The 26,669-nt window shown below is 34.3% G+C and carries 28 protein-coding genes and 1 riboswitch; of the genes, 12 read left to right on the forward strand and 16 right to left on the reverse strand.

Annotated features, from left to right (window positions below; all coding sequences use genetic code 11):
• Positions 1-365 precede the first annotated feature (365 nt).
• Together QWY91_RS03030 and QWY91_RS03035 are read right to left on the reverse strand one after the other, a co-directional pair.
• The gene (locus QWY91_RS03030) at positions 366-749 is read right to left on the reverse strand and encodes a DUF3037 domain-containing protein (protein WP_290231581.1); all 384 of its coding nucleotides are present in this window, start codon (positions 747-749) and stop codon (positions 366-368) included.
• Positions 727-1,524, reverse strand: coding sequence for a HipA family kinase (locus QWY91_RS03035; RefSeq protein WP_290231583.1), 798 nt, complete (start codon positions 1,522-1,524; stop codon positions 727-729). The genes QWY91_RS03030 and QWY91_RS03035 overlap by 23 nt, the downstream gene beginning before the upstream one ends.
• Before the next feature lie 270 nt (positions 1,525-1,794).
• Between QWY91_RS03035 and mtaB the strand changes: the two genes are divergently transcribed.
• Entirely contained in the window at positions 1,795-3,126 is a 1,332-nt protein-coding gene (gene mtaB, locus QWY91_RS03040; protein ID WP_290237053.1) for a tRNA (N(6)-L-threonylcarbamoyladenosine(37)-C(2))-methylthiotransferase MtaB, read from the forward strand.
• Here mtaB and QWY91_RS03045 read toward each other — a convergent pair.
• The gene (locus QWY91_RS03045) at positions 3,123-3,428 is read right to left on the reverse strand and encodes an N-acetyltransferase (RefSeq protein WP_290231585.1); all 306 of its coding nucleotides are present in this window, start codon (positions 3,426-3,428) and stop codon (positions 3,123-3,125) included. The genes mtaB and QWY91_RS03045 overlap by 4 nt on opposite strands.
• A gap of 151 nt (positions 3,429-3,579) precedes the next feature.
• Positions 3,580-4,296: a pirin family protein gene (locus QWY91_RS03050; RefSeq protein WP_290231587.1), complete on the reverse strand. Its 717-nt coding sequence runs from the start codon at positions 4,294-4,296 to the stop codon at positions 3,580-3,582.
• A gap of 194 nt (positions 4,297-4,490) precedes the next feature.
• On the opposite strand from QWY91_RS03050, the gene QWY91_RS03055 reads away from it, so the two are divergent.
• Entirely contained in the window at positions 4,491-5,204 is a 714-nt protein-coding gene (locus tag QWY91_RS03055) for an alpha/beta hydrolase (protein ID WP_290231589.1), read from the forward strand.
• Position 5,205: 1 nt separating this feature from the next.
• A complete protein-coding gene (locus tag QWY91_RS03060) occupies positions 5,206-6,171 on the forward strand; it encodes a lytic transglycosylase domain-containing protein (protein ID WP_290231591.1) in 966 nt (321 codons plus the stop codon).
• A gap of 103 nt (positions 6,172-6,274) precedes the next feature.
• Here QWY91_RS03060 and QWY91_RS03065 read toward each other — a convergent pair whose 3' ends face one another.
• Positions 6,275-7,009: a peroxiredoxin family protein gene (locus QWY91_RS03065; protein ID WP_290231592.1), complete on the reverse strand. Its 735-nt coding sequence runs from the start codon at positions 7,007-7,009 to the stop codon at positions 6,275-6,277.
• A 129-nt stretch (positions 7,010-7,138) separates the two neighbouring features.
• Positions 7,139-7,654 (reverse strand): DUF2892 domain-containing protein, encoded by a 516-nt coding sequence (locus QWY91_RS03070; protein WP_290231594.1) that lies wholly within the window; start codon positions 7,652-7,654, stop codon positions 7,139-7,141.
• 151 nt (positions 7,655-7,805) lie between these two features.
• On the opposite strand from QWY91_RS03070, the gene rpmH reads away from it, so the two are divergent.
• From rpmH to QWY91_RS03085, 3 genes are all read left to right on the forward strand, one after another.
• Positions 7,806-7,964 carry a 50S ribosomal protein L34 gene (rpmH, locus tag QWY91_RS03075; protein ID WP_290231595.1) on the forward strand — a complete coding sequence of 53 codons (159 nt, stop codon included), beginning with the start codon at positions 7,806-7,808 and terminating at the stop codon, positions 7,962-7,964.
• A 103-nt stretch (positions 7,965-8,067) separates the two neighbouring features.
• Positions 8,068-10,920, forward strand: a complete 2,853-nt coding sequence (carB, locus tag QWY91_RS03080) for a carbamoyl-phosphate synthase large subunit (protein ID WP_290231597.1) — start codon at positions 8,068-8,070, stop codon at positions 10,918-10,920.
• 123 nt (positions 10,921-11,043) lie between these two features.
• Positions 11,044-11,448, forward strand: a complete 405-nt coding sequence (locus QWY91_RS03085) for a DUF423 domain-containing protein (RefSeq protein ID WP_290237054.1) — start codon at positions 11,044-11,046, stop codon at positions 11,446-11,448.
• 7 nt (positions 11,449-11,455) lie between these two features.
• Here QWY91_RS03085 and QWY91_RS03090 read toward each other — a convergent pair whose 3' ends face one another.
• From QWY91_RS03090 to QWY91_RS03125, 8 genes are all read right to left on the reverse strand, one after another.
• The gene (locus tag QWY91_RS03090) at positions 11,456-11,905 is read right to left on the reverse strand and encodes a hypothetical protein (RefSeq protein ID WP_290231599.1); all 450 of its coding nucleotides are present in this window, start codon (positions 11,903-11,905) and stop codon (positions 11,456-11,458) included.
• A gap of 68 nt (positions 11,906-11,973) precedes the next feature.
• Entirely contained in the window at positions 11,974-12,936 is a 963-nt protein-coding gene (locus tag QWY91_RS03095) for a bile acid:sodium symporter family protein (protein ID WP_290231602.1), read from the reverse strand.
• Positions 12,937-12,938: 2 nt separating this feature from the next.
• On the reverse strand, positions 12,939-13,490 hold the full coding sequence (locus QWY91_RS03100) for an acyl-CoA thioesterase (protein ID WP_290231604.1): 552 nt from the start codon (positions 13,488-13,490) through the stop codon (positions 12,939-12,941).
• Entirely contained in the window at positions 13,487-13,855 is a 369-nt protein-coding gene (locus QWY91_RS03105) for a DUF8785 domain-containing protein (RefSeq protein ID WP_290231605.1), read from the reverse strand. The genes QWY91_RS03100 and QWY91_RS03105 overlap by 4 nt, the downstream gene beginning before the upstream one ends.
• A 132-nt stretch (positions 13,856-13,987) precedes the next feature.
• Positions 13,988-15,427, reverse strand: coding sequence for a DNA recombination protein RmuC (locus tag QWY91_RS03110; protein ID WP_290231607.1), 1,440 nt, complete (start codon positions 15,425-15,427; stop codon positions 13,988-13,990).
• A 186-nt stretch (positions 15,428-15,613) separates the two neighbouring features.
• The gene (locus tag QWY91_RS03115) at positions 15,614-16,414 is read right to left on the reverse strand and encodes an ABC transporter ATP-binding protein (RefSeq protein ID WP_290231609.1); all 801 of its coding nucleotides are present in this window, start codon (positions 16,412-16,414) and stop codon (positions 15,614-15,616) included.
• Positions 16,415-17,446 carry an iron chelate uptake ABC transporter family permease subunit gene (locus QWY91_RS03120; RefSeq protein WP_290231611.1) on the reverse strand — a complete coding sequence of 344 codons (1,032 nt, stop codon included), beginning with the start codon at positions 17,444-17,446 and terminating at the stop codon, positions 16,415-16,417.
• Entirely contained in the window at positions 17,446-18,585 is a 1,140-nt protein-coding gene (locus QWY91_RS03125) for an ABC transporter substrate-binding protein (protein WP_290231612.1), read from the reverse strand. The genes QWY91_RS03120 and QWY91_RS03125 overlap by 1 nt, the downstream gene beginning before the upstream one ends.
• 69 nt (positions 18,586-18,654) lie before the next feature.
• Positions 18,655-18,897: riboswitch (cobalamin riboswitch) on the forward strand.
• 32 nt (positions 18,898-18,929) lie between these two features.
• Here QWY91_RS03125 and QWY91_RS03130 point away from each other — a divergent pair.
• Complete coding sequence (locus QWY91_RS03130; protein ID WP_290231614.1) at positions 18,930-20,765, forward strand: TonB-dependent receptor plug domain-containing protein; 1,836 nt, start codon at positions 18,930-18,932, stop codon at positions 20,763-20,765.
• Positions 20,766-20,781: 16 nt separating this feature from the next.
• Positions 20,782-21,852: a YncE family protein gene (locus tag QWY91_RS03135; RefSeq protein WP_290231616.1), complete on the forward strand. Its 1,071-nt coding sequence runs from the start codon at positions 20,782-20,784 to the stop codon at positions 21,850-21,852.
• A 172-nt stretch (positions 21,853-22,024) separates the two neighbouring features.
• Here QWY91_RS03135 and QWY91_RS03140 read toward each other — a convergent pair whose 3' ends face one another.
• The gene (locus QWY91_RS03140; protein WP_290231618.1) at positions 22,025-23,485 is read right to left on the reverse strand and encodes a GFO_1087 family putative carboxy terminal peptidase; all 1,461 of its coding nucleotides are present in this window, start codon (positions 23,483-23,485) and stop codon (positions 22,025-22,027) included.
• A 126-nt stretch (positions 23,486-23,611) separates the two neighbouring features.
• On the opposite strand from QWY91_RS03140, the gene QWY91_RS03145 reads away from it, so the two are divergent.
• Genes QWY91_RS03145 through QWY91_RS03160 form a run of 4 tightly spaced genes read left to right on the forward strand, consistent with a single transcriptional unit; the run spans position 23,612 to position 25,748 of the window.
• Positions 23,612-24,121 (forward strand): GFO_1088 family ECF-type sigma factor, encoded by a 510-nt coding sequence (locus tag QWY91_RS03145; protein ID WP_290231620.1) that lies wholly within the window; start codon positions 23,612-23,614, stop codon positions 24,119-24,121.
• Positions 24,108-24,569 carry a PG0215 family putative anti-sigma factor gene (locus tag QWY91_RS03150; protein WP_290231621.1) on the forward strand — a complete coding sequence of 154 codons (462 nt, stop codon included), beginning with the start codon at positions 24,108-24,110 and terminating at the stop codon, positions 24,567-24,569. Before QWY91_RS03145 ends, QWY91_RS03150 begins: the two co-directional genes overlap by 14 nt.
• A 10-nt stretch (positions 24,570-24,579) precedes the next feature.
• The gene (locus QWY91_RS03155) at positions 24,580-25,110 is read left to right on the forward strand and encodes a GFO_1090 family protein (protein ID WP_386270410.1); all 531 of its coding nucleotides are present in this window, start codon (positions 24,580-24,582) and stop codon (positions 25,108-25,110) included.
• An 11-nt stretch (positions 25,111-25,121) separates the two neighbouring features.
• Positions 25,122-25,748, forward strand: coding sequence for a GFO_1091 family lipoprotein (locus QWY91_RS03160; RefSeq protein WP_290231625.1), 627 nt, complete (start codon positions 25,122-25,124; stop codon positions 25,746-25,748).
• Between the two features lie 63 nt (positions 25,749-25,811).
• On the opposite strand, the gene QWY91_RS03165 is transcribed toward QWY91_RS03160, so the two are convergent.
• A complete protein-coding gene (locus tag QWY91_RS03165; protein ID WP_290231627.1) occupies positions 25,812-26,459 on the reverse strand; it encodes a helix-turn-helix domain-containing protein in 648 nt (215 codons plus the stop codon).
• Positions 26,460-26,669: the final 210 nt, after the last annotated feature.

Here is a 26,669-nt window from a genome sequence, read left to right on the forward strand (position 1 = left end):
TGGAAGCTAAAACATAAAATACCAAAAAATAGAAATTATAAGAATCATGACAAAGGCGGTAAAGACAATAATTCTTTGCCGCTTTTTATTATTTTCAGCTTTAATTTTACGTCCTAGTTGGTTTAGTTCTTCTTTAGAAAACTTATCATAATTACTAAGTTTACCTAATTTAGAGCCTGTTTTTTCAGCATATCTTTTCAGTTGAGAAGTTCTCTCTTGTTATTACGTTGGCTAATAATAGCACCTATGGAACTTCCAAAACTCATATTCTAAATTTAGAAAAAAGAATATAGATCTTAGAAATTAGACTCAGAATTTTTGATCGTTAAAAATTATCAGACATCTTAAGTCTCTTTTCTCTTATCTCACAAAACCATTTCTTCAAACAAACAGTTCAATGTCTGTTCTAGATCTTTGCTAAATCCTGGATGTGTTAGTGATGTTTGTATTACAGAACTTCTGGTAGCTGTTAACCATCGAAACCTTGAGGCTGCATCCATTTGAGCAATAGGTCCGGCATTTTTTTGTCCTATGCAAATACGTCTAAAAGAATCTAAATTTCTTTCGATTTCTTCCAAATCACAATCTGGACAAATAACGCTAAGCTTCTCTTTATTCAGCAGATAACGCATGTTTATAAAGCCGGTTTTTTTAGAAAAAATACCGACACCAACATTTATAAACTCTTCCCGCTCTACTTTTGGGACAAGCCTAATCACGGCATATTCATATAAGTGACTGTCTTGCATCTTGCGCTTGTTTTGTGAAAATTTCAGAATGATTTAATCTTATTTTCAAGAAATTTAGGTAAACTTCTCTAATTTCAGCAGGAGATTCCTCGCTTCCTTCCCAAAGAATCCAGTCTTCAGGAATAAGATTTACGATATTTTGTAACACTTCCGCAGAAAGTTTTTTCTTAAAATCGGCATCAGCCTCTTTCAATTTACTAGCCTGTGGTAATAGTACATGATCTTTAATAAAAGTGAAAGGTGTTTTTGCTGTTTTCTCCCAGTTGATCCAAGAATGATGAAAGTAAAGCGATGCACCATGATCGATAAGCCATAATTCTTTATGCCAACTAAGCATATTGGTGTTTCTAAATGTGCGATCGATATTGGTTAAATAAGCATCCAACCATACAATTTTAGAAGCAGTTTCAGGATCAATTTCGGTTACTACAGGATCGTAATTAATCGCACCAGATAAAAAATGGAGTCCTAGATTTAAACCCTGACTACCTTTTAATAAATCTTGAATTTCTTCGTCGCCTTCTGTTCTGCCGAAAGCTTCATCCAGGTTTGCAAAAACAATTTCAGGAACCTTAAAACCTAAAAACCGAGCAATTTCGCCACCAATTAAATCTGCAATCAAAGCTTTGCTACCATGACCTGCGCCTCTAAATTTAATAACATATTTAAAATCATCATCGGCATCGGCCAACGCAGGTAGCGAACCACCTTCTCGCAATGGTGTGATATAGCGCGTAACATTCACCGTTCTTAAGTCTATAGCTTTACTGCTCATAGCTTCTATTTTTCAGCAAATATAATTTTTTAAAAAGTTTATAAACGAAGAGTTTCAAGCTGAAATTCGATAAATAGACTTAATTTTCTTTTTTAGGAGTTTCAGTTTAAGCCATGATTTAAAATTGAATTCTTCTAAATATTACTTTTTATTAAATAGCTGATAAACAAAGCTCAAAACAGAGGTTGCGATTTTACTAAACCGATTTTAGATAGTATATTTGCACCCCAAAATATGGCGAAGCTTGATTTTGCCAAAAAGAGCAGAAAAATGATGGATAAAAAAGTTGCTTTTTATACGCTAGGATGCAAATTGAATTTCTCTGAGACTTCGACAATTGCCAGATCTTTCCAGGAAGAAGGCTTTGAAAAAGTAGAGTTTAACGAATTTGCAGATATTTATGTAATAAATACCTGCTCGGTAACCGAGAATGCGGATAAGCGCTTTAAAACCATTGTAAAACAGGCTCAAAAGGTTAATGAAGATGCTTTTATTGTGGGCGTAGGTTGTTACGCGCAATTGAAGCCTGAAGAACTTGCTGCAGTTGATGGTGTAGACCTTGTTTTGGGTGCTACTGAAAAATTTAAGATTACCGATTATTTAAACGATCTTTCTAAAAATGATTTTGGAGAGGTGCACAGTTGTGAAATTCAGGAAGCCGATTTTTACGTAGGTTCGTATTCTATTGGTGATCGTACGCGTGCTTTTCTAAAAGTTCAGGATGGCTGTGATTATAAGTGTACGTATTGTACGATTCCTTTAGCTCGTGGAATTTCACGAAGTGATAAGCTTGAAAATGTTTTACAGAATGCTGCGGAAATTTCTGAACAGAATATCAAGGAAATTGTACTTACCGGAGTAAATATTGGTGATTATGGTAAAGGCGAATTTGGGAATAAAAAACACGAGCACACATTTCTAGATCTTGTAAAAGCTTTAGATGAAGTCGATGGAATTGAACGCTTAAGAATTTCTTCTATAGAACCCAATTTGCTGAAAAATGATACGATAGATTTTGTCGCAGATAGCGATACTTTTGTACCTCACTTTCACATTCCATTGCAGAGTGGGAGTAATGATATGCTGAAGTTAATGCGTCGTCGTTATTTGCGTGAATTATATGTAGATCGTGTAGCACAAATTAAAAGGGTTATGCCAGATGCGTGTATCGGTGTAGATGTGATTGTTGGATTCCCTGGCGAAACAGATGAACATTTCTTAGAAACGTATACGTTTTTAACCGAACTTGATATTTCTTATTTACACGTATTTACGTATTCTGAACGTGATAATACTCCAGCCGCTGAAATGGATGGTATAGTTTCTACCAAAGTTCGAAAGAAACGAAGCAAAATGTTACGTGGCCTTTCTGCTAAAAAACGTAGAGCTTTTTACGAAAGTCAGTTAGGAACCACACATACCGTGCTTTTCGAAGGAGAGAATAAAGAAGGCTATATTCATGGATTTACAGAGAATTATGTAAAAGTAAAAGCTCCGTGGAATCCGGAGCTTGTTAATACACTTCATGATATTCAGTTAACTGAAATTGATGAAGATGGAATGGTACGGTTTGAATTTGTAAAAGAGGCAGTTAGTGCCTAAATATTAATTCCTACCGGAAGCAGATCTTTGTATTTTCTGCGATTGCGCCGCATAAACTTTGCGATATCAGGTTGGGTAGGCATAACTCTGGCGTTTCTGTTTTCTTTAATTTCAGCCAGAACTGCTTCAATAAATTTATTGGTCGTTTCTTCGTTCTCGAAATCTTTGGGCATCCTAAGCTTGGTAAGAAAGATTTTTCGATCTTGATCGGAGTACTCAATAACGGCTAATTCGCCGTTTAAAGTCGTTTCGAATTGTCTTAAAAATTTATTGTCTGTAATCTTAAAGTCTGCATCATTCATCTTATACATATTTATTTCTGAATTCTTCTAATCTTAGTTAAACTTAACTATCGAGATACGAAGCCTTTTTAGACATTTCTCGAATTATTATTCTACGGAAATAATTAAGCTAAGAATCGCCAAATTTAAAGCTGAATTCAGGAAGTTTATTTTACTCCATAGGCACTTCAATAAGTAATATTTTACTGTTTTTACTGAAGGAAACTGCAAAAGATGTTGTTCCTGAAATTCCCATGGCATCTCTCTTACTAAGCTCTTCATCAGCGATATTAGCTTCTCCTTCAATTAAAAAAACGTAAACACCACTATTTTTGCCTTTTAGAGTATAATCAAAATTTGTGCCTTCATCAAAATTACCAAGAGATAGATAGGCTTGTTGATGTATCCATAGTGCATTTTCAAAATCATTTCCTTCAGGGCCAACAACCGTTACTAGTTTGTTTGGAGTTAGCAATTCAGCAAAATTTCTTTGATCGTAACGCGGTTTAACGTTCTCTTTTTCAGAAAATATCCAAATTTGTAAAAGATTTAATGTTTCTGTAGAATTTGGATTGAATTCGCTGTGTTCAACACCGGTGCCGGCACTCATCACCTGTACTTCTCCCGTTTCAATAGTCGAAGCATTTCCTATAGAATCTTTATGGGCAATAGCACCTTCTAAGGGGATGCTGATAATTTCCATATTTTGATGTGGATGCGTACCAAATCCCATTCCGCCCTTCACTAAATCATCATTTAATACTCGTAAAAGTCCAAAATGGACATTATTAGGATTGAAATAATTTGCAAAACTGAAGGAGTATCTCGCATTAAGCCATCCAAAATCTGCTTTTCCTCTTTTATCGGCAGGGTAAACTGTCTTTTTCATTTTTCTTTTCTTTTTATGTAAGCCAATTATTTAGTCTTATTTTTGAAAGTAAACTTACTTTCGGCAATCAGAATTGAAAATTGCCTAAAAGTTATTTATTCTGCGGCATTCCGATGGCTATTGGGACCGCAACATTTAATCTTGATTATCGAGTAAATTTACGATTTTAAGCCTGATAAAGGACTTATACTAACATGAGTGATAGCGCTAAAGAGTTAATACACGTTTATTTTATGCCGGGAATGGCAGCAAATCCGACGATCTTCGAATTCGTTAAACTTCCCGAGGATCAATTTAAAATTCATTGGTTGCAATGGCTAATACCAACTAGGGATGAAAGTATTAAAGGTTATTCGCAAAGAATTATAGAGAATATCCATCACGAAAATATTGTTTTAATCGGGGTGTCTTTTGGCGGAGTTATTGTGCAGGAGATAGCAAAATATATTAAGGTAAGGCGGCTAATAATTATCTCTAGCATAAAATGTAGAGACGAACTGCCTAAAAAAATGAAATTTGCCAGTAAAACGGGCGTTTATAAATTGTTACCGGTAGGTCTATTAGATTATGTAGATCAATTAGAAAAAGTGGCGGTTAACGATTATCTTAAAAAACGTGCAAAATTATACCAACAATATTTGTCGGTTCGGGATAAATATTATCTTTCGTGGGCAATACAAAATATGGTGAACTGGGATTGTAGTACTGTAAATCCAGAGATTATCCATATTCATGGTGATAAAGATGTAGTTTTTCCTATTAAATATATTAGTGATGCAATTGTGATAGAAGGTGGGACGCATGTGATGATTATAAATCGGTTTAGATGGTTTAATAATTATCTGCCAGATCTAATTCTAAAAGGGAAAGAAGCAATAAAGAATAATCCGAAAATTATTAAAATATAACATGAAAATTCTAAAAACAGGGCTGATTGTAGTAGGAGCTGCTACCGTTTTTTTTGCCATTACTGAAGCTGTACAAGATCCAGATATTAAGCAGGAACATAAAGAAGTATATCAGGAGACTTTTGATAAAAATGTAGCTAATGTTTACACAATTAAAGCTTTAAGTGTTCCGAAAGATATTAAGTTTGCTGGAGAATCGGTACCATTAACCGACCCTGATATCCACGAGCGATTAGATCGTGAACTCCTGGTAAATACGTATTGGCAGTCTAATGCATTGCTAATAATGAAGCGTGCGCATAAATTCTTCCCGGTAATCGAACCCATTTTGAAAGAAGAAGGTGTTCCAGACGATTTTAAATATTTAGCAGTTATCGAAAGTGGATTAACACAAGCGGTAAGTCCTGCAAATGCGGTTGGTTTTTGGCAATTATTAAAAGGAACTGGTAGAGAATTAGGTCTAGAAATTAATAGCAACGTCGATGAGCGTTATCATATAGAAAAAGCAACGAGAGCTGCTTGCCAGTATTTAAAAGAATCTAAGAAGGATTTTGGTAGTTGGACTTTAGCCGCTGCGGCTTACAATGCGGGTAGAGCAGGGATTGCCAGACAACAGGAAAGACAAAAAGTAAGCGATTATTATGATTTGTTATTAGGTGAAGAAACTGGACGGTATATGTTTAGAATTTTAGCTTTAAAAGAGATTATGTCTAGTCCTTTCGAGTATGGATTCAAATTTCAGGAATCTGATCTTTACCAACATATTCCAACTAAAAAAGTAAAAGTAGATACCGCAGTAACAGATTTTCCAGACTTCGCTGCAAAACATGGTGTTACTTATAAGATTTTAAAAATCCATAATCCGTGGCTACGGGAAGCTCATTTAAATAATTCTTCAGGAAAAACCTATTATATTGATATTCCCGAAGACGGTTACTATACTCAGGGTTATACTAAGATTGATTAAGCTAAAAACAACATTTCAAACAAAAAAAAGAGAAGCTTTAACGGCTTCTCTTTTTTTATATAGAATTGAATGTAATGTAATATGAATTCAGTTAGAAACTGAGTTATTCTTCCTCCTCATGCTTTGATGCAATACCAGAGTTCAAAGTGTTATTTTCATTGCTGATTAAATGTGCTGTAATTCCAGATTCAATTTGGTTGAAATTCTTTTTAAGGGCATTTTCAATAGGTGTTCCGTAAGCTACTGCAGTGTAGCGAGTAATGTCCATTATTTGTTTATCTGAATCTATTAAAAAGCATGTAGGTAAGCCCAAAGAGTGTTTTAGTTGTTTTACAACATACGAAGATCGATTTTTAGTTTCGTCTACGTATAATACTTCTACATTTCGGTTGAATTTATTACTTACCTTTTTGACCTTCGCTTTGGTATCCCAAAATAATACAACTAACTGGATATTGTTTTTGTACTTGTTGGCAATGTCGTTAATAGCAGGTATAGCTCCTTTACCGGGTATACACCAGGAAGCATAGGTAATTAAATAAACTGGTTTTTGTATATCGTGTAATCTTACCTCTTTGTCTTTAAGATTGAATAGTTTGAAATCATCAATATAAGATCCCGATAAACAATTATTTGTTAAGGAATCGAATAAACGTTGTCCCTCCTTAAAATTTCTTTGTTGGTAAGCCTTATCTGCTCTATCATTGTATTTCGGAAGATGTAGGGCTAAAGCTTCAGAAAATAATAATCGATTTTCTTCTTTATCGGTCTCTTGAGAAATTCCAGTAAAGAAGGAGAAAAGCAGTAAGGTCAATATTAAAAATAATGATCTCTGCATTGGTCGTGGTTTACATGGTTAGTGCATACCAAATTTAGTTAAAATAATCAAGCAAGTTGAATATAATCGGTTAAAAGTGCATATTTTAGATAAAAGGCTGGTTGCCCTTTAAAAGCTTGAGAATGAAGCTTAAATCTTCTTCATTTGCTGCTTCATCATTCTAATTTGATCGTTCAGCATTCCGTGTTTATCCAATTTTTTGGCTTCGGTAAGCAAATTAGTGGCTTCGCGCTTTCTTCTTTTAGTCATCGCAATTCCTGCAAGATTTAATTTAGCCATTGCTAAATCGTGATCCATTGCTAAACCTAATTTTATAGCTCTTTTAAAGAATTTTTCTGCCTGGGTTATATTGGTTTGAGAAACCATTAAACCATGCAAGTACCAATAGTAACCTTGTTGTTTCTTGGTTAAAGCAGCTTCAGGATTTTTGATTTTATCAAGCCATTTTTTAGCTCCTGGGAAATCTTGTTTTCTAAGTCTTAAGAATGCTAAAAGAATAATTTCATTCTTAAAGTATAAAAATATAAAGATACCGGCTAGTAAAATAAGCATAATACCATTACCAATAGATCCTTCGATAAATTGCCAAACGGCTGCAGCTATAAGTAATCCTGCTAAAACTAATTTTATATTTTTATTGAACATATTGCATAGAATTTTGAGCGGCCAAAGGTAATAAAAAGATTTAAAAATAATTTAATTTTCTGTTTGGAAGAGTTAAAAAGCTTTGTATATTTGCACGCAGTTTTAAAAAGAGCAATAAAAAGATTTCACAGAAGTTTAAAGATACAGTAAAATGAAAAGAACGTTTCAACCATCTAAGAGAAAAAGAAAAAACAAGCACGGATTTAGAGAGCGTATGGCTAGTGTGAACGGTAGAAAAGTCCTTGCTAGAAGAAGAGCAAAGGGAAGAAAGCAACTATCTGTATCTTCTGAAAATAGACATAAGCACTAATGAAAATTAGTATTTTAAAATATTAAAGGTGTTACTTTTTAAGTAACGCCTTTTTTTATACCTAATAGCTTCTTACATTTATACCAGCACAACACAATTTAAAATGCCCAAAAACAACAATCTTAAAAGTATTTTGATTATTGGTTCTGGACCGATTGTGATCGGACAGGCCTGTGAATTCGATTATTCAGGAACGCAGTCACTTAGATCTTTACGTGAAGACGGTATAGAGACGATTCTTATCAACTCTAATCCGGCTACAATCATGACAGACCCTTCAATGGCAGATCATGTTTACCTAAAGCCACTTACTACTAAGTCTATTATCGAGATATTGGAAGCTCATCCAAATATCGACGCTGTTTTGCCTACGATGGGAGGACAAACTGCATTAAACTTATGTATCGAGGCCGATGATAAAGGAATCTGGAATGATTTTAACGTAAAACTTATTGGTGTTGATATTGATGCAATCAATATCACTGAAGACCGAGAGCAGTTTAAACAATTAATGGGACGTATCGGGATTCCGGTAGCTCCTGCAAAAACGGTAACTTCATACTTACAGGGTAAAGAAGTAGCTCAGGAATTTGGTTTTCCATTAGTAATTAGAGCTTCTTTTACTCTAGGTGGTAGTGGAGCCGGTTTTGTTCATAAAGCTGAAGAGTTTGACGAAATGCTTACTCGTGGTCTTGAAGCTTCTCCGATCCATGAAGTTTTAATTGATAAAGCCCTACTTGGCTGGAAGGAATATGAGTTAGAATTATTACGTGACAAGAATGATAACGTAGTAATTATCTGTACCATCGAAAATATGGATCCTATGGGAATCCATACTGGAGATTCGATTACTGTAGCTCCTGCAATGACGCTCAGTGATACAGCATTCCAAAGAATGCGAGATCTCGCTATAAAAATGATGCGTAGTATTGGAGACTTCGCTGGAGGATGTAATGTACAGTTTGCGGTAAGTCCAGACGAAAAAGAAGAGATTTATGCAATTGAAATTAATCCTCGTGTATCCAGATCTTCTGCATTAGCGTCGAAAGCAACAGGATATCCAATTGCCAAAATCGCTACAAAGTTAGCTTTGGGTTATACATTGGATGAGTTAGATAACCAAATTACACAATCTACTTCAGCATTATTTGAGCCATCTTTAGATTATGTTATCGTAAAAATTCCTCGTTGGAATTTCGATAAATTTGAAGGTTCAGATAGAACTTTAGGATTGCAAATGAAGGCTGTTGGAGAAGTTATGGGTATTGGCCGATCTTTCCAGGAAGCTTTACATAAAGCAACTCAATCGCTGGAAATTAAGAGAAATGGTCTTGGTGCAGATGGTAAAGGTTCTACAAAGTACGATGAGATTATCGAAAAGCTTACCTATGCAAGTTGGGATCGCGTATTCGTAATTTACGATGCCATCCAGGCTGGTATTCCTTTAAGTCGCATCCACGATATTACAAAAATCGATATGTGGTTCCTTAAGCAATACGAGGAGCTTTACATATTGGAGAATGAAATCACTAAATACGATATAAATTCACTTCCTAAAGATTTGATACTAGAAGCAAAACAAAAAGGTTTTGCCGATCGCCAAATTGCCTATATGGTAAAATGTCTGGAAAGTGAAGTACATACAAAACGAAGCGAATTAAACATTAACCGCGTTTACAAACTGGTTGATACTTGCGCAGCTGAATTTAAAGCAGAGACTCCTTATTATTACTCTACTTTTGAAGCTGAAATCGAAAAACCTAACGGAGAAAAATATACTTCTAACGAAAGTGTAGTAACCGACCGTAAGAAAATTGTGGTACTTGGTTCTGGTCCTAACAGAATTGGCCAGGGAATCGAATTTGATTATAGTTGTGTACACGGAGTTTTAGCAGCGTCTGAATGTGGTTACGAAACCATCATGATCAACTGTAATCCTGAAACGGTTTCAACCGATTTTGATGTAGCTGATAAACTATATTTTGAGCCTGTATTCTGGGAGCATATCTACGATATTATTCAGCATGAAAAGCCAGAAGGTGTTATCGTTCAGCTTGGTGGGCAAACTGCGCTTAAATTAGCTGAAAAATTAGAGCGCTACGGAATAAAAATTATGGGAACTAGTTTTGAAGCTTTAGATCTTGCAGAAGATCGTGGTAGTTTCTCTACTTTGCTTCAGAATAATGATATTCCTTATCCTGAATTCGGAACTGCGGAAAATGCTGAAGAAGCTTTAAAATTAGCAGATGAATTAGATTTCCCAATATTGGTAAGACCTTCCTATGTTCTTGGAGGGCAGGGAATGAAAATTGTGATCAATAAGCAGGAATTAGAAGAAACTGTAGTAGATCTTCTTCATAAAATTCCGAATAACAAATTATTATTAGATCATTATTTAGACGGAGCAATAGAAGCTGAAGCTGATGCTATTTGTGATGGCGAAGATGTTTATATCATCGGTATTATGGAGCATATTGAGCCTTGTGGAATACACTCAGGTGACTCTAATGCATTGCTGCCTCCTTTTACTTTAGGAGATTTAGTACTTCAGCAAATAAAAGATCATACGCGTAAAATTGCATTAGCACTTAATACAGTAGGTTTAATCAATATTCAGTTTGCGATCAAAGATGATAAAGTATTTATTATCGAAGCGAATCCAAGAGCTTCCAGAACGGTGCCATTTATCGCGAAAGCTTACAAAGAGCCTTACGTAAATTATGCTACTAAAGTGATGTTAGGCGATAAGAAGATCAAAGATTTTAATTTCAATCCTCAATTAGAAGGATATGCGATTAAACAACCAGTATTTTCTTTTGAAAAGTTCCATAAAGTAAATAAACAATTAGGACCAGAGATGAAGAGTACAGGGGAAAGCATTCTCTTTATAAAAGATCTTAAAGATGATGATTTCTATAATCTTTATACAAGAAGAAAAATGTATTTAAGCAAATAAATTAGGTTGCTTTTAAATTATAAGTCCTCTGTTGTATTTTAGCTTTTCAGCAAAATGCCTCAGAGGATTTTTATTTTGTTTAATACTGAATTTGGGCAATTTTAAAGTAAATTATTTTAAATGATGAAAGAACTATTTTTAATTATAGGTGGAATTTACGGTGGCTTGGCAGTAGTTTTAGGTGCTTTTGCAGCTCATGCTTTAAAAAAGAGATTGTCTGAAGATCAACAGAAAAGTTTTGAAACCGGTGTGCGATACCAGATGTATCATGCGCTAATACTTATAGTTACAGCGATCGCATTTCCATTCAGAGAAGTTTCCCAACAAATTACCGGTTGGTGTTTTGTGATAGGAGTGCTACTTTTTTCCTTCAGTATTTATGGATTGGTACTTAGTGATGCAAACGGAAAGAAAATGAAATTTTTAGGGCCGGTTACACCACTTGGCGGACTTATTTTAATTATTGGTTGGATCTTGTTTACAATCAATATTGCTGAAATTGCAGCATATTTAAATCCGGCGCAATAATTACTTTTTAATTTACTCCACAATTAGTTCTGGTTAGCGGAAAACTTTCGTTAAATGAATAATTCGTGCTGTCTTCTGTAGTAGTGCCTTCAATTAATTGATTGCCTTTTTGTAAAAATACGATTGGTCGAACTGAATTTTTTCCTTCGCTCATAAAAGAATATTCAGCAAAGAGCGTATCTCCTTTCATTTCGCCATCAATTCGCCCACGATTTACATCTTTTTCCTGAAGCATATAGACTAAGCTACCTGTTACCGATTTATCGAGTTTTTCGATATTTAGACTAATAGTATCCGTTTCTGAGGTGTACATATAACACATCATAACTGGAATTTCTTCTTCCTGAACTTGCTCTTCGACAGTAACTTCAGAAGGTTTAGCATCTTTAGTTTCTTCGTTCTTACAAGAAGAAATTATAATTGCTGATAAGCCTAAAATAATCGGTCGAATCTTCATTTTCTTATTTTTTATAAAGGTAGTTTGTCTTTTTAAAAACTCAAATGGGTTAGCAATTTTTATTTGCTTTATGCTTCAGCAATTTCAGTATTTCGTTTTCTATATTTTTCAGCAAAATAAGCGATTATGACTAGCTGAGACGAATGAAAAAGCATAATTGGAAGCAAAAGCAAACCTGTATTCGCAGCATTTCCGAAGATTACATTCACCATAACAGAACCGTGCACTAATGATTTTTTTGTTCCGCAGAACTGAGCCGTGATTTTATCTTCTGTTGGTAATTTAAGCATATTTGAGATCCATGCAGTGCCAAAATAAACCACAAAAAACAGTACCAAAACACCTAAAATTAATTTTATAAAGCCAATGGCATCGATGCTGCTAAATAAATTAGAGGTAAACGAATGGCTAAAACTACTGTAAACGATAATAAGTATGATTCCTTTATCAAATAAGCCTAATTGCTTGCTATGTTTTCTAGCCCATTTTCCAAAGTAGCGTTGTAAAAGCAAGCCTAGAATTAAAGGAAGCATAATTTGCCAGCCAAGCTTAATAAGTACATCGATAAACTGAAAATCTGCATTTTTACCCAATATGGCACTCAACCAAATTGGAGTTGCAAAAATACCAATTAGTCCAGATAAACTTGCATTAAATATAGCAGTGGGCAAGTTACCTTTCGCTAATGCCACCATTACTATAGACGAACTTACTGTAGAAGGCAAGGTGGTTAAGAAGAAAATCGCTGTCCATAATTCAGAATCTGTTCCTTCTTCAAATAAAGGCAAATAGGAGAGTGCTAAGAGCGGAAAAACAACAAAGGTTGTGAGTTGTACAATAATATGCACTTTGTAATTTAGAAGCCCTTGTTTTATTTCCTGAGGCGCAAGTTTGAGTCCGTAGAAAAAGAAGATGAATCCAATTCCAATATCGGTAATGGTTTTTAACGGCAGTAAATCATTTCCCTGAGGAAGCAAATATGCCAATAAAATAACACCAAATAGCGAAACAATAAAACCGTTAAACTTCAAAATTATCGGTCTATTTTTACTTTATAATCTTCTAGCAGGTGTAAATAATTTTCAGAAACAAAATCAGTTTCCTGAAATTCGTCCACACGCCTTTTCTTCATCTTATTTCTTTTGATGCTTTTAGTAAAACGTCTAATATCATGATCGTTGTCCAAAATAAGGCCGGGAACACTTATCGATTTTCCATCTTTATCTTTTGCCACCATAGTGAAATACGAAGAATTACAATGCTTCATTTCTCCGGTTTGGATATTTTCGGTTTCAACGCGAATACCAATCACCATAGAGCTCCGGCCAACATAATTTACAGAAGCACGCATCGTTAAGAGTTCACCAACTTCTATAGGAGCAAGAAAATCTACTGTGTCTACACTGGCAGTTACGCAGTACGTACCAGAATGTTTAGAAGCACAGGCAAATGCTATTTGATCTAAAAGTGATAAAACATAGCCTCCGTGAATTTTTCCGTTGAAATTAGCTCGGTTTGGTAACATTAATTCTGAAATGGTTACCTGCGAATCTTCTACTCTTTTAAAATCTTTTGAATTGGTCATCTATCTCTAAAATGTGGGGATTTAGCTTCTTCTATTTCGGTAACAAAATATTTCGTGTCACCCCAGAAAACAAATGAGGCATAGCGCTCAATATAATAGAGCTTTACATAATTACCTTCGTTTTCCTGAAGCGCTTTTATAACGTCTTTATCTTTATTTAAAACTGAAAATTGAAATATCTGAGCACCACTGATACCCTGACTAATTTCACCTTCCCAGGTTTTATATACCACGCCTTTTTTACTGAATTTTATAAGTTCTCCCGTCCGAGTTCCCTCACTATATACAGCAAAATAAGCGAATGCATAATACAGCAAAAATAACAGGAAAATACCGCCAAGAATATAAAATAGTACTTTTTTCATATTTAAATTTTAAATCTGAACCAGAGATTACATATTTCGAAAATCATTCTTTTTATCTTAAATAATCAAGTTTGAAATTGGCTTAACTAAATCAATGTTAGTGTGCAATGTAATTTTTTTGATTGTATGTAATTAAGAATGTTCTTCAGATTCATCAAATATACCAAGATTTTTTTCAGAATGGTGATCAGGAAGTATCGTAGATTTTTTTACCAGCGTATCATCGATTTGCTTGCTGGCTTTAGCGCCTAATTTTTTAAGTTTTTCTACCCGAGATATTAGATTTCCTTTCCCTGTAAGCTTTTTCATTGCACCGTCATAACTATTCTGGACTGTTCCTAATTGTTTACCAACTTTTAAAAGTTCCTCGGTAAGATTAGTAAATTGATCATATAATTTTCCCGCCTGGGTGGCAATTTCAATAGCGTTCTCTTTTTGTTTCTCGTTTTGCCACATGCTATCGATAGTTCTAAGTACTGCTAAAAGTGTTGTAGGAGTGACCAAAATGATATTCTTATTAAAGGCTTCGCTGTATAAATTTGGATATTCATTAGAGGCTACGGCAAAGGCAGCTTCAATAGGAATAAATAGGAGTACAAAATCTGGACTTTCCACATCGTATAGCTGATGGTAGTTTTTCCGACTCAGTTCGTTTATTCGGTTTTTAATCGCAATTAGATGATTTTTAAGATGCGCTGGCTTATCATCCTCTTCGGTTTCATTTACATATCGCTCGTAAGCATTAAGAGAAACTTTAGAATCTACAATCATTTTTTTGTCACCGGGTAGATGGATAACAACGTCTGGTAAAACACGTTTGCCATCCTCGGTAGTAAAGGATTGTTGGACGCTATATTCTCGACCTTTTTGCAGTCCGCTTTTTTCCAACACACGTTCCAAAATCATCTCGCCCCAATTGCCTTGCATTTTTGTATCGCCCTTCAAAGCTTTTGTCAAATTATTCGCCTCTTTACTCATTTGTAAATTGAGATCTTTCAGTCCAATAATTTGTTCTCTAAGCATCGCATGTCTGTCGATACTTTCTTTGTTTCCTTCTTCAATTCTTTTTTCAAAAAGTTGAATTTTTTCCTGAAGAGGAGAGAGGATGTTTTGAATATTTTCTTTGTTTAAATTGGTGAATTTTTGAGACTTATTTTCAAGGATTTTGTTGGCTAAATTTTCAAACTGAATACTGAATTTCTCCTGAAGATTTTCAAGCTCTTTTTTCTGCTCTGTTTGTCGTTCTAAAAGATGTTCGTAATCGGCATTTTTTCGGGTAAGTTCGTTCTGAATAAAATTTTTCTCTTTCCTAATGTCCTCTCGCTCAGTTTTTACCTCTGCTAATTTTATTAGCAAGTCATTCTTAGTATTTTCAATACTACTTTTATAATCGTTTAAGTTTTTATTTTCCAGATTATTAAGTCTGTCTATTTCAACTAGTAGTTGATTATATTTTTCTTCTTGAACTGTAAGTTTATTTTTAAATTTTAATCCTGAAATAAGATTTCCCAGATAGAATCCAAAGATTAATGCAACAATAAAAATGATTAAAAAAGGCAATATTTGATCCATGAAATCGATTGGTTTGTTTCAAATATAGTCATAAGTTTTTTAACGCATAGTAGAGGTAGAAATTGGTGTGAAATTTCACAAAAATCTATTTATTTTTTTCAGCAATTATGTACTTAAATTTATACTGAAAATCCCTTTTTTTTAGTTGGAGAATTAAGAGAATTTTAAAGGCTTTTTTAGCCGAATTTAATCCTTATTTTTAATCCGAAAAGAGCTGGAAATTTCATCAAAATGAATTAATTCTTTCGGAAATAAATCCTGAAACATCCCCTTTGAAATTAGATTTTTTGGAGTGTCAATTTGCGTTTTATCGGGATGCATTAAAATGATTTTGTCACAAATCTGAATGGCTAAATTGATCTCATGTGAAGCGAAAATAATCGTTTTTTCAGTCTGTTTTACTAGCTCTTTTAGTAGTTTAAAAACATTAGCTTTATGATACATGTCCAAATGTGTGGTGGGCTCATCCAAGATAATAATAGGTGTATTTTGCGCGATCGATCTGGCGATCAAAACGCGTTGTAACTGCCCATCACTAAGTTCGTAACATTTGCGATTTCTTAAGTCCTTAATCGACGTTAAATTAATAACATTTTCAATTTTCTCGCGATCATTTTCAGATAGTTTACCCAGCCAGTTGGTATAAGGTTGGCGCCCCAACGCAATTAATTCGAATACACTTAAGTTTTTTGAAATGGGCTGATTGGTAAGCACCAAACCGATTTGCGAAGCACGTTCTAGGTTATTAAGTTCTTTCAATTTGTGCTCTCCAATAGTTATTTCTCCAGAAAGCGGCTCCTGAATACCGGAAATGCTACGTAAAAAAGTCGATTTCCCAATTCCGTTTACGCCAATAACAGCTATTAATTCTGAAGATTGCGCTTCAATATTAATATTCTTAGCTATAGTTTTTCTTTGATTCTTGTGAGCATAACCAATCTCAAGATTGGTGGTTTTTAAGGTGATATTTTGTGAAACCGTGCTCATTTAAAAAAGAAATTTTTGTTTTTTAAGAAGTAACCAAATCACCACCGGAGCTCCAATAATTGAAGTAATTGCGTTGATAGGAAGCGTGAATTCCATTCCCGGTAACTGCGCTACGATATCACAAATAAGCATTAAAATAGCACCGCCTAAAATCACTGCCGGCAGTAATATTAAATGATTATTTATCGGTAAAATCTGGCGAATTAAGTGCGGAACTGCCAATCCTATAAAAGCAATAGGGCCACAGAACGCGGTAATACTTCCAGCTAGTAAACTCGTAGAAATGATAATTAGCATTCGGTTCTGACTAATATTAACACCAAGACTTCGTGCATATTCTTCACCTAAAAGCAAGCTATTTAAATTTTTAATACAAAAAATCGCCAAACTGATTCCTGCAAACCAAAATATGCCTAGAATACCAACTTCTCCCCAAGAAAGATCGCCTAAACTCCCGAAGGACCAAAAAATGTATTGTTGCAATTGCGCAGCAGGACTAAAGTAACTTAGAATGCTTACCACAGCTCCGGTAATACTTGCAAACATAAGCCCAACGATTAGTATTGCCATGGTATCTCTTAGTCGCATAGAAGCTAAAACCACTGCAAAAAGCACCATTAAACTTCCTAAACTCGATGCAATTACCAATGTCCATTTAGAGAGCGCTAGCAATAAAAAGTTACTACCAATTAAGCTTGCTCCCATAATAACAATCGCAACACCCAAACTTGCACCGCTACTCAAACCCAAAACATAAGGGCCAGCAAGTGGATTTCTAAACATGGTTTGCATTAATAAACCGCTAATGGCTAAGCCAGAACCTGCAATAATTGCGGTAAATGCTTTGGGAAGTCGATAATCTAAGATGATATAACGATACGTTTCTTTGGAAACTTCAGCATTAAAAAAGGAGGAGAAAATATCTTTTAAAGGAATGCTTACAGATCCTAAACTAATATTCAGCAGTAAAAGTCCGATTAAAAGCAGACTCAAAATGGCTAATATTGAAGCATATTTTCCTGTTTGTTGCATTAATCGTTTAGCGCTTTAAAAAATGTAGGTTCGTAGTTTTCTAAAAGTTCAGGATGAAATATAGCAATAAGGTCTTTTAAAATAAGGTCTGGACGGTTGGGGCCAAGTTCATAAAAAATAACTCCGCCTGTCTCTCCTTTACTCATGCTCACCGAATATAGTTTTTTATCCTGAACGGCTTTAAATTGCGAGTAATGTTCAGATTGTTCCAGCATGCCAGTATAAGACGTAAACTGGCCAGCGCTTATCCAATAATCGGCATTTTGAGCTTTGTCTAAGACCGATTCGAAAGAAAGTGATAAACTGCCAGACCCATTAGTATCTGCCCAAAGGTATTTTGCGTTTGCATCCTTAATCATTTGCGCCTGCCAGCTATTGCCATAAGGAACATACCATTGATCTTTATACATGGCGCCGCTAAGTACGGTTGGCTGGGTTTCTACTGTTTTGGCTAATTCTTTAGCTGAATTATAATCACTTTCTATTTTATTGAAAATTGAATCTGCCGCTTTAGATTTGTTATAAAGAGCTCCAAAGAACTTAATCCATTCCGCTTTTCCAAGGGCAGAAGATTCTGTCCATTCACCATTATAAATCACAGGGATTCCTGTTTTTTGAATAGTGCTAAAACTTTTATTATCAGCGTTAATAGCAAACCCGATTACAACATCTGGTTGAAGGTCGATTAAAACTTCAGTATTCAAACTTTCGTTTTTTCCAACCTCTTTAATAGCTCCTGAATTTATTAATTTTCTAGTTTCTTTAGAAGAGATATAATCTAAACCTGGGAAACCTTTTAAAGTTTCAATTTTATCCAAAGCCTCTAATCCCGGAATGTGAGTAGTAGAGGTTACCACAATTTTTTCAACAGGAATAGTTACTTTTTGATCATACGCTAAATCTTCAGGAAGGCGCGCATTGCTTTCAGCTAATAAATATTTGAAAGTTTTTTCAGCTTCTGGCCAAGGCGAATTCACTTCGATAATTTTATAATCATTATAATTCGTAATCGTAAATCCGTTAGCATAATCTATCTTAATTTCCTGTCCATCTTGGTTTTTGTATGGTTTTTTTGACTTTTCGGTTTCCTTGCAAGAAAGGCTTAAAAGAAAAATAAATAGGATTCCAATTTTTTTCACGAGGTTGTAGTTTGACTTCAAAAGTAATATTATTTAGAAATTAAGCTGCTTTCCTTTAAGAAATGATTATTTTCGCAGCGAAATTTTGGTTCGGCAGCAATGTCGATTAAAAGGGAATCAGGATAAAGTTAGCATTAGTTTTTCTAAAATTTAATGTGAATAATCTTTAAAACCTGAGCTGTTCCCGCAACTGTAAAGCTTCGTTTCGTTAAGAAATGCTTGTAAAAGACTTCAAATACCACTGTCTATTTTGGATGGGAAGGTAATTTAAAAGACGCTAGCCAGGAGACCTGCCAAATAGTAATAAAAAACGGATTGACTTTCGGGATAAAAGTCGCTGGCGCATGAAGAAACAACTACTATTTTTAATCGTAGCCATAGGGCTATTTTCGTCTAAAATTTTCGCTCAATCTAAAGCTGTTACAGTTTTAGATACGGTGCTACTTACAGATGAAAAACTCGAAAAGTTTTCTACAGGACAGCATGTAGCAAAGCTTTCTGATTCTCTGCTCACCAGAAATCAGCCATTACTTACCGAGGTTTTAAGTTTTAATACGCCTATTTATTTTAAAGAAAATGGATTAGGGATGGTGTCCTCGCCATCGTTTAGAGGAACTTCTGCATCACAGACCGCAGTAATCTGGAATGGGATTAATATCAACTCCCAATTTAATGGGCAGCTGGATTTTAATACTGTAAATACGGGTGTTTACGATCAAATTTCAGTGAGAGGTGGCGGTGGTAGCGTGGTTTATGGTACTGGTGCCATTGGAGGAAGTGTTCATCTAAATAATAGCTTATCTTTCAAAAAACAACAGCAAAATCATCTATTATTACGATACGGAAGTTTCAATACGCTGGATGCTCGTTATAATTTAAAGCTTGCCAGCGAAAAATGGAGTCTCAATTTAGCGATTTCCAGAAATAGCAGCGATAACGATTATGAGTATCCCGATGATCGAGGCAAAAACTTAAATGGAGAATTCTACAATACTTCAGCAAATGTAGCGCTGGGCTATCGCTTTGATTCTAAAAATAGTTTAAAGCTTGTAAGTGAGGTCTATGATGGCGAACGTCATTTTTCAATAATTCGTCCTTCAGAAAATCGAACGAAATATATAGATCGTTCTTATCGCAATTTGCTGCAATGGAATAGCGAATTCTCGAAATTTACGCAGGTTACTCGATTGGCGTTTATTGAAGAAAAATATAAGTATTTCGGAAATATAAAGAGCGAAAATTTCACCTTCGGAAATGCCCAATCTTATATTGCTAAATACGATTTAGGCTATGAAGTTTCTAACGATTTATTGCTGAATGCCGTGATTCAGAATACTTATACGGAAGGGGAAGGCAGCAGCATCGAAAAAAATGAGCGAAACATTTTTTCAGCAGCATTTTTAATGAAACACGCGTTGACTGAAAAAATTCAGTATGAAATAGGTATAAGAAAAGAATCTACTAATAATTATGATAGTCCGCTTTTGTATTCTTTTGGAGCTGATTATAAGATTAGCGATTTCTACACCTTAAAATTTAATGGATCTCGAAACTTTAGGATTCCGACCTACAATGATCTTTACTGGGCGTCTTCCGGAAATCCAGATCTACATCCAGAAACTTCAGACCAGGCAGAAATCGGCAATATTTTCAGTATTAAAAATATCGAATTTGGATTAACATTTTTCTACAATCAGGTAGAAGACATGATACGCTGGTTGCCGGGAGAAGGCGGAGTTTGGCGACCTATCAACGAAGATGAAGTACGTCTTTATGGTATCGAATCTTATGTAAATTGGCACAAAAAGCTTTCTAAAAACCAAGTGTTGCATGCTAATCTGAATTATGCGTATAACGTATCAGAAAATTCTGAAAATAATCGACAGTTGATGTATGTGCCATTTCACAAGTTGAATGGAAACATAACCTACCAAATTAATCGATTTACGCCATCGCTTCAGTTTTTATATAACGGAAAGGTTTTTACAAGATCTGACCATAGTGATGAACTCGAGGGGTATTTTTTAACCAACCTCGGACTTTCTTACGCGATTGATAAAAGGCAGAATTGGCAGTTAGGCGGGAAAATAAATAACATTTTTAATACCGAATATCAAAATGTAGAGAGCCGGTGGATGCCGGGAATCAATTTTAATATATATCTAAATTTTAAATTTTAATAGTTAACCAATGAAAATGAACAAATTTTTAGCACTTGGAGCCATTGCTGGTTCTTTATTTTTTAGCTCTTGTAGCAGCGATGATGATTTTATTATCGACAGCGGTAATGGTAATGAAGAGCCTGTGGAAGAACCTGAAGAACCAGAAATTCTCCCTTATGAAGATGGTGTAATAGTTTTAAACGAAGGAAATATGGCTGCAGGATCTGTATCTTTTTTACATGAAGACTTAACTACCGTAGAAAATAATGTTTTTGAAACAGTAAATTCTGATAAGGAGTTAGGTGGTTATTTACAGTCCATTTTTTTTTATGAGGATTTAGCCTACATTATTTCTAACGGCAGCAATCTAATTACTGTAGTAGATCGTAAGACTTTTGAATATAAGGGAGTTGTTGATAGTGGTTTAAATATTCCTTACTATGGAGTTGCTTATAATGGAAAAGCTTATGTTTCTAACCTTGCAGGTTTTGATACCGGAGATGATGATTTTATTGCGGTAATCGATCTGGAGACATTAGAAGTAGAAGAAACAATTATAGCAGGAACTTATCTTGATGAAGTTGAGGAAGAAAATGGACTTATTTATCTACAGGGATCTTCTTTTGGTAATGGAAATTCAATTCATGTTTTTGATCCAGCCACTAATTCTATAAGCAATACATTTACTACGAATGGGGGTTTAAATTCTTTTGAAATTGAAGATAATCGTCTTTATGCTTTATCAAAAACTGAACTTCAGGTATTTGATTTGGTTACTAATGAAGAAATCAGAACTATAAATTTCCCAGAAGAAATTACAAGTGCTCAAAATCTAGTGATTGAAGATGATACGATTTATTTTACAGCGGTCGGGGCCGTTTATTCGATGGCAAAGGATGCAACGGATTTGCCTGAGACTAGTTTGTTTAGTTTAGATGGAGTAACAACACTATACGGATTTGATGTAGAAGACGATATGATCTGGACTGGAGATGCAATAGATTACGTTTCAGCAGGTGTTGTGAGATTATATACTTTATCTGGAGATAAGAAGTATGAATTTACAGTTGGGTTATTGCCAAACAGCTTCTATTTTAACGATTAACCTTTTTTGTACCCAATATTTAGAAAACTTTAATAATCTGTATAGAATTATAATAAAAAGTTTTCGTTTTTAAATGGAATCTTAATAGTGAAAGCTAAAAGAGATTCTAATACCTATGAAAAAGCCCCGCATTACGGGGCTTTTATTATTATAAGGGAAAGCTATCAGCTAATTAATTGTTGATTCTGATACCCGGAACTTTATCGATATACATTCTTTTGTAATCAGGTTTTGAAGCACCGCGCTCTTTAAATTCCTGATAATTTATTTTCATTTTTTTAGCTGCAAAAGATTGCGCTTGTGAATTTCCAGTAATCTTGGCAATGGCTGCGGCTAAAAGCGGCTCAGATGGATCGCCTAGAATACCAAAATTATCTAGTTCTTCAGCGATTTGTACATCTGGATCTATACCAGTATATGGAACCACAATATCATTTGCATTTACAGATTCGTAAACTAAAGGTTGTATCGCATATGTATGATTAGGACTTGCATTTTGTCTTGAAAAATCTTCTGAATCATACAAAGTTACCGAAGCTTGCGATTTTCCAGTAGTTCTAGCGCCTATAGTTACAACATTTATGTATGGTTTTAATCCGTTAATTACTAATTCGCTCGCAGAAGCTGTGCTAGAAGTTCCTATAACATAGAGATTAGCTAAATTCAATTTATTGATGGCCACATTATCATCAATATTATCTGTAAAATAATCAAACAGGCGATCTGGATTGGTAGCTAAAAAGTAATTCTGATAACTGTCGTTCCATTGTTGCTTTGCAAAAATTTCACCGGTATTAGAACCTGTGATCATACTTGCTAAACGAGTCGCCGAGCTAACGCGACCACCGCCATTGTATCTTAAATCTAAAACTAGGTCGTCAATATTCTCCGATTTAAAATAAGCAAAAGCATCATTAAGTTCAGCATCAAAATCGGCAACAAAACTATTGTACATTAGATAGCCAATTTTCTTACCATCTACTTCTAGAACATCCTGAATCAGTATAGGATTTTCTGTAATTTCGGTAGTAGCAATGGTCACTTCTTCTCCGGTGTTTGATACTTCATTATCATTTATTTCTGCTATGGTAAATGTCACCGAAGGGCTTGATAGTAAAGAAGTATAATTATCCACATTTAAGGATTCTCCATTAACTTCAGTAAAAAGATCACCTCTTGCTATGGCAGTACCTTCTGCATTACTTCCGGGAATGATGTATCTTACGACACCAAAGAGATTATTGGAGTTTGAAAAGCGATACAATATATAATCAACTCCTGTAGTTTGCGAAATGCCACTAAAACTATTTTCTAACTCAATATAATCATCAGTAAGAAAACTAAATCTATCTAATGGAATTGTAAGACTATCAAATAGTGCTTCTGGACTTGCGATGCTTCTTAAGTAATCTTCGTAGTCATCATTGTTGTCGAAATAATTATCTGCTAATTCGGGTATACCAGATTTGTAAAGGTAAATTTCATTCATCCCGCGATAAATAAAGTCTCTTATTTCGACATTTTCAGGATTTGTAACTACATCGTCATCTATACTATCGTCCATATCATCAGAACAGGAGGTAAATAAAATACTACAAAGTAATGATGATAGAAATAAGCTTCTTATTTTCATATATGTTTTTTAAGTAGGTAAAGTACTAAAATACTTTAAATTAATGTAAATAAATTTTTTTTGTAACAAAATAAATAGTTGTCCGTCGTAAGTATGAAGGGGTAGTTAAAACCAACCATCAACCCAATGAAAGAACGAAACTTTTTAAATATCATAAACCCTTTTAAGGATAAAATTTATCGTTTGGCCCTAAGATTGCTTACATCAAAGGAGGCAGCCCAGGATGCAACTCAGGATGTTATCATTAAATTATGGAACCAACACGATAAAATTAATGATTATGCGAATGTAGAAGCGTTTGCTATGACGGTCACCAAGAATTATTGTTATGATCAATTAAAGCTTAAGCAAAACAATAATCTTAGGATAGTACATACCAATTATGATAATAAAGAAATCTCTGGGCAAAGACAACTTGAACTTAAAGATGAAATGCAATGGATCGATGAAATTTTGAAAACCTTACCTGAGCAACAACAAGTAATCTTCCAGCTTAGAGATGTCGAGCAATATGAGTTTGAAGAGATTTGTAAAATTATGAAAATGAAAAATACAGCGGTAAGAGTAGCTCTTTCTCGCGCAAGAAAAAAAATAAAAGAAAGTCTTATAAAAAAACATAGCTATGGAATTGGATAGAATAGACGTACTCTTAAAAAAGTATGATGCAGCAGAAACGACCTTAGTTGAAGAAAAAGTGCTTCAGGATTATTTTGATAGTGCAGAGGTGGCAGAGCGCCATAAGCCTTATCAAATCATGTTTAGTTTTTCAGCATTGAGCAGAAAGGAAACTTCAGAAGTTACTCCCAACTTAAAAGCCAAAAAGCCAAAATCTAAATTGAAACCACAATCTTGGATGTATGCAGCAGCAATGATCGCTTTAATTTTCAGCATATTTTTCTTTCAGAATCAAAATTCTGACTTAGACTCAGAAAATCTAGGGCAGTTAACTGAAGAAGAAATGACGTATCAAAAAACAAAACAAACCCTACAAATGATTTCAAAATTAATGAATGAAGGTAAAGAAGATTTAAAATATTTAAAAGAGTTCAGTAATCCAACACAAAAAATAATCAGCAACAAATAACTCCAGAAAAATGAAAAAAGTAATAATGATAATAGCCATAATGGTGGCTCCGTTTTTGGCGCAATCACAAGACTTTGCCAAGTATGAAAACATGAAAGACGTCGATGCAATGGTAATGACCAGCAAGATGTTTAAGATGTTATCTAAGGTAGATTTAAGCAAAGGTGATCCCGAAGCTAAAAAGTATATGGATATGATCGAAAATCTTAGCGAAATAAGATTGTACAAATCAAATTCAACTTCTATTCGCAACCAAATGTCGAAAGATTTTGACAGCTACCTTAGTACAGGCTCATTGGACGAATTAATGCGGATTAAAGAATCTGGAAAAAACATCAAATTCTATTCAAAATCAGATGGGAAGAACGATGATATCGTAAAAGAACTTTTGATGTTTATGGACGGAGATGAAGACGGAGAGCCAATTTCAGTAATTTTAAGAATTACTGGTAAAATCGATATTACTCAGTTATCAAAATTAACTTCCGATCTTAATGTTCCCGGTGCCGATCAATTGAAAAACGCAAAGTCTAAAAACTAAAACAAAAAATTATGAAAATCATCAAAACCATCAGTTTTATCGCTATAAGTCTTTTAATGTTGGCGTGTAACAACGAGAAAACATTACAAAAATACTACGTAGAAAATCAGGAAGATAGTAAGTTTATCGCTATTGATATTCCTACCAGTCTTTTTGCAAAAGCCGATAATTTGGACCAGGATCAACGAGCAACTTTAGAAAGTGTTCGTAAGATCAACGTACTTGCTTATCCTTTAAATGACGAGAATGATACTTTTGATACTGAAAAGACTGAGCTAGAAGAGATTCTTAGCAATGATCAATATCAATTGCTTATGAAATACGGAAGTAACGAAAGAAAAGGAGCACTATACTTTACAGGAGAAGAAGATGCAATAGATGAAATCGTAGCATTTGGTTACGATAATGAACGCGGAATGGGAGTTGCAAGAATCTTAGGAAAGGATATGAACCCACAAAAAATCATTGATCTTGTAAACTCTCTGGATGCCGAAGATGTAAATATGGAAGGATTAAAAGGTCTGGCTAGTATGATGGGGAAACATTCTGATAATGTAAAAATTACGAAAGATTCAACAAAAGTAGAATCCGGTATTTCGATCGATGTAGAAGTAGATACATTAGCTACAGAAAATTAGTTTACTGTTTAAATTTAGTTGAAGAAAGAGGGAATGCACTTGCATTCCCTCTTTCTATTTTAGCTATTTAATAAAGTTGATTTTTATAAAAGATCTTAATTTTTCTTTGGAGTGAATTTTAAATGTATTGATTAATATTAGAAATACATTTAAAAGAATGATTCCACCCCAAATGTAATTAGTATTGATATCCAGGCTTGAATCGTAAGAATCAAACTCCAAGAGTTGCATTAGAGGAGATAATAATATTTTGAATAGTATATTATTAATAAAAAAGTAAGCCAAAAATGCAAAAATAGTCCAGGTAAGCTGAATATTAATAATTGTTTTAGAAAGCGCATCGATTCCTTCGATCTGATCTTTCTTCCAAACCCACATGATAGAAGGTATAAAACAACTCAAAATTAAAACGACCGGTAATGTAGTGCCAAACCAAAAAACAAAAATCAGCGAAGATAGCGCCGAAAGATTTAAAGCTTTAAGGTATTGCAAATCGCTAAGGGACTTCGTGTTTTTAGAAAGTTTTTCAATAGGAATTTTTAAAGCTTCAGCCACTTTTTTAAGAGAATCTGCATTTGACATACTATCATTATTTTCCATACGCTGAATAGTACGAATACTTAATCCTGAATGTTCAGCGAGTGCTTCCTGAGAAAAGCCTTTTTGGATTCTGAAATTTTTAATACGGCTTGATAAATTTTGATTTTCCATAATTGCTCGATTTTGATTGATTAAAAATTAACTCGATCATGAATAAAAATTTACCAGTCAAAATCACGAAACCGCTGGTCATTTTCACGACAACTTACTGTCAACCTTACGTAATCATTATGACAAATAGTTTATGCTTAATTAGTTTACAGTTTATATTTGTTGTTTTAGCGTCGTTTTTTTTTAGTTTAAATACTGATGGTTGAATAA

The sequence above is a fragment of the Zunongwangia endophytica genome (genome assembly GCF_030409505.1).
Lineage (GTDB): Bacteria > Bacteroidota > Bacteroidia > Flavobacteriales > Flavobacteriaceae > Zunongwangia > Zunongwangia endophytica.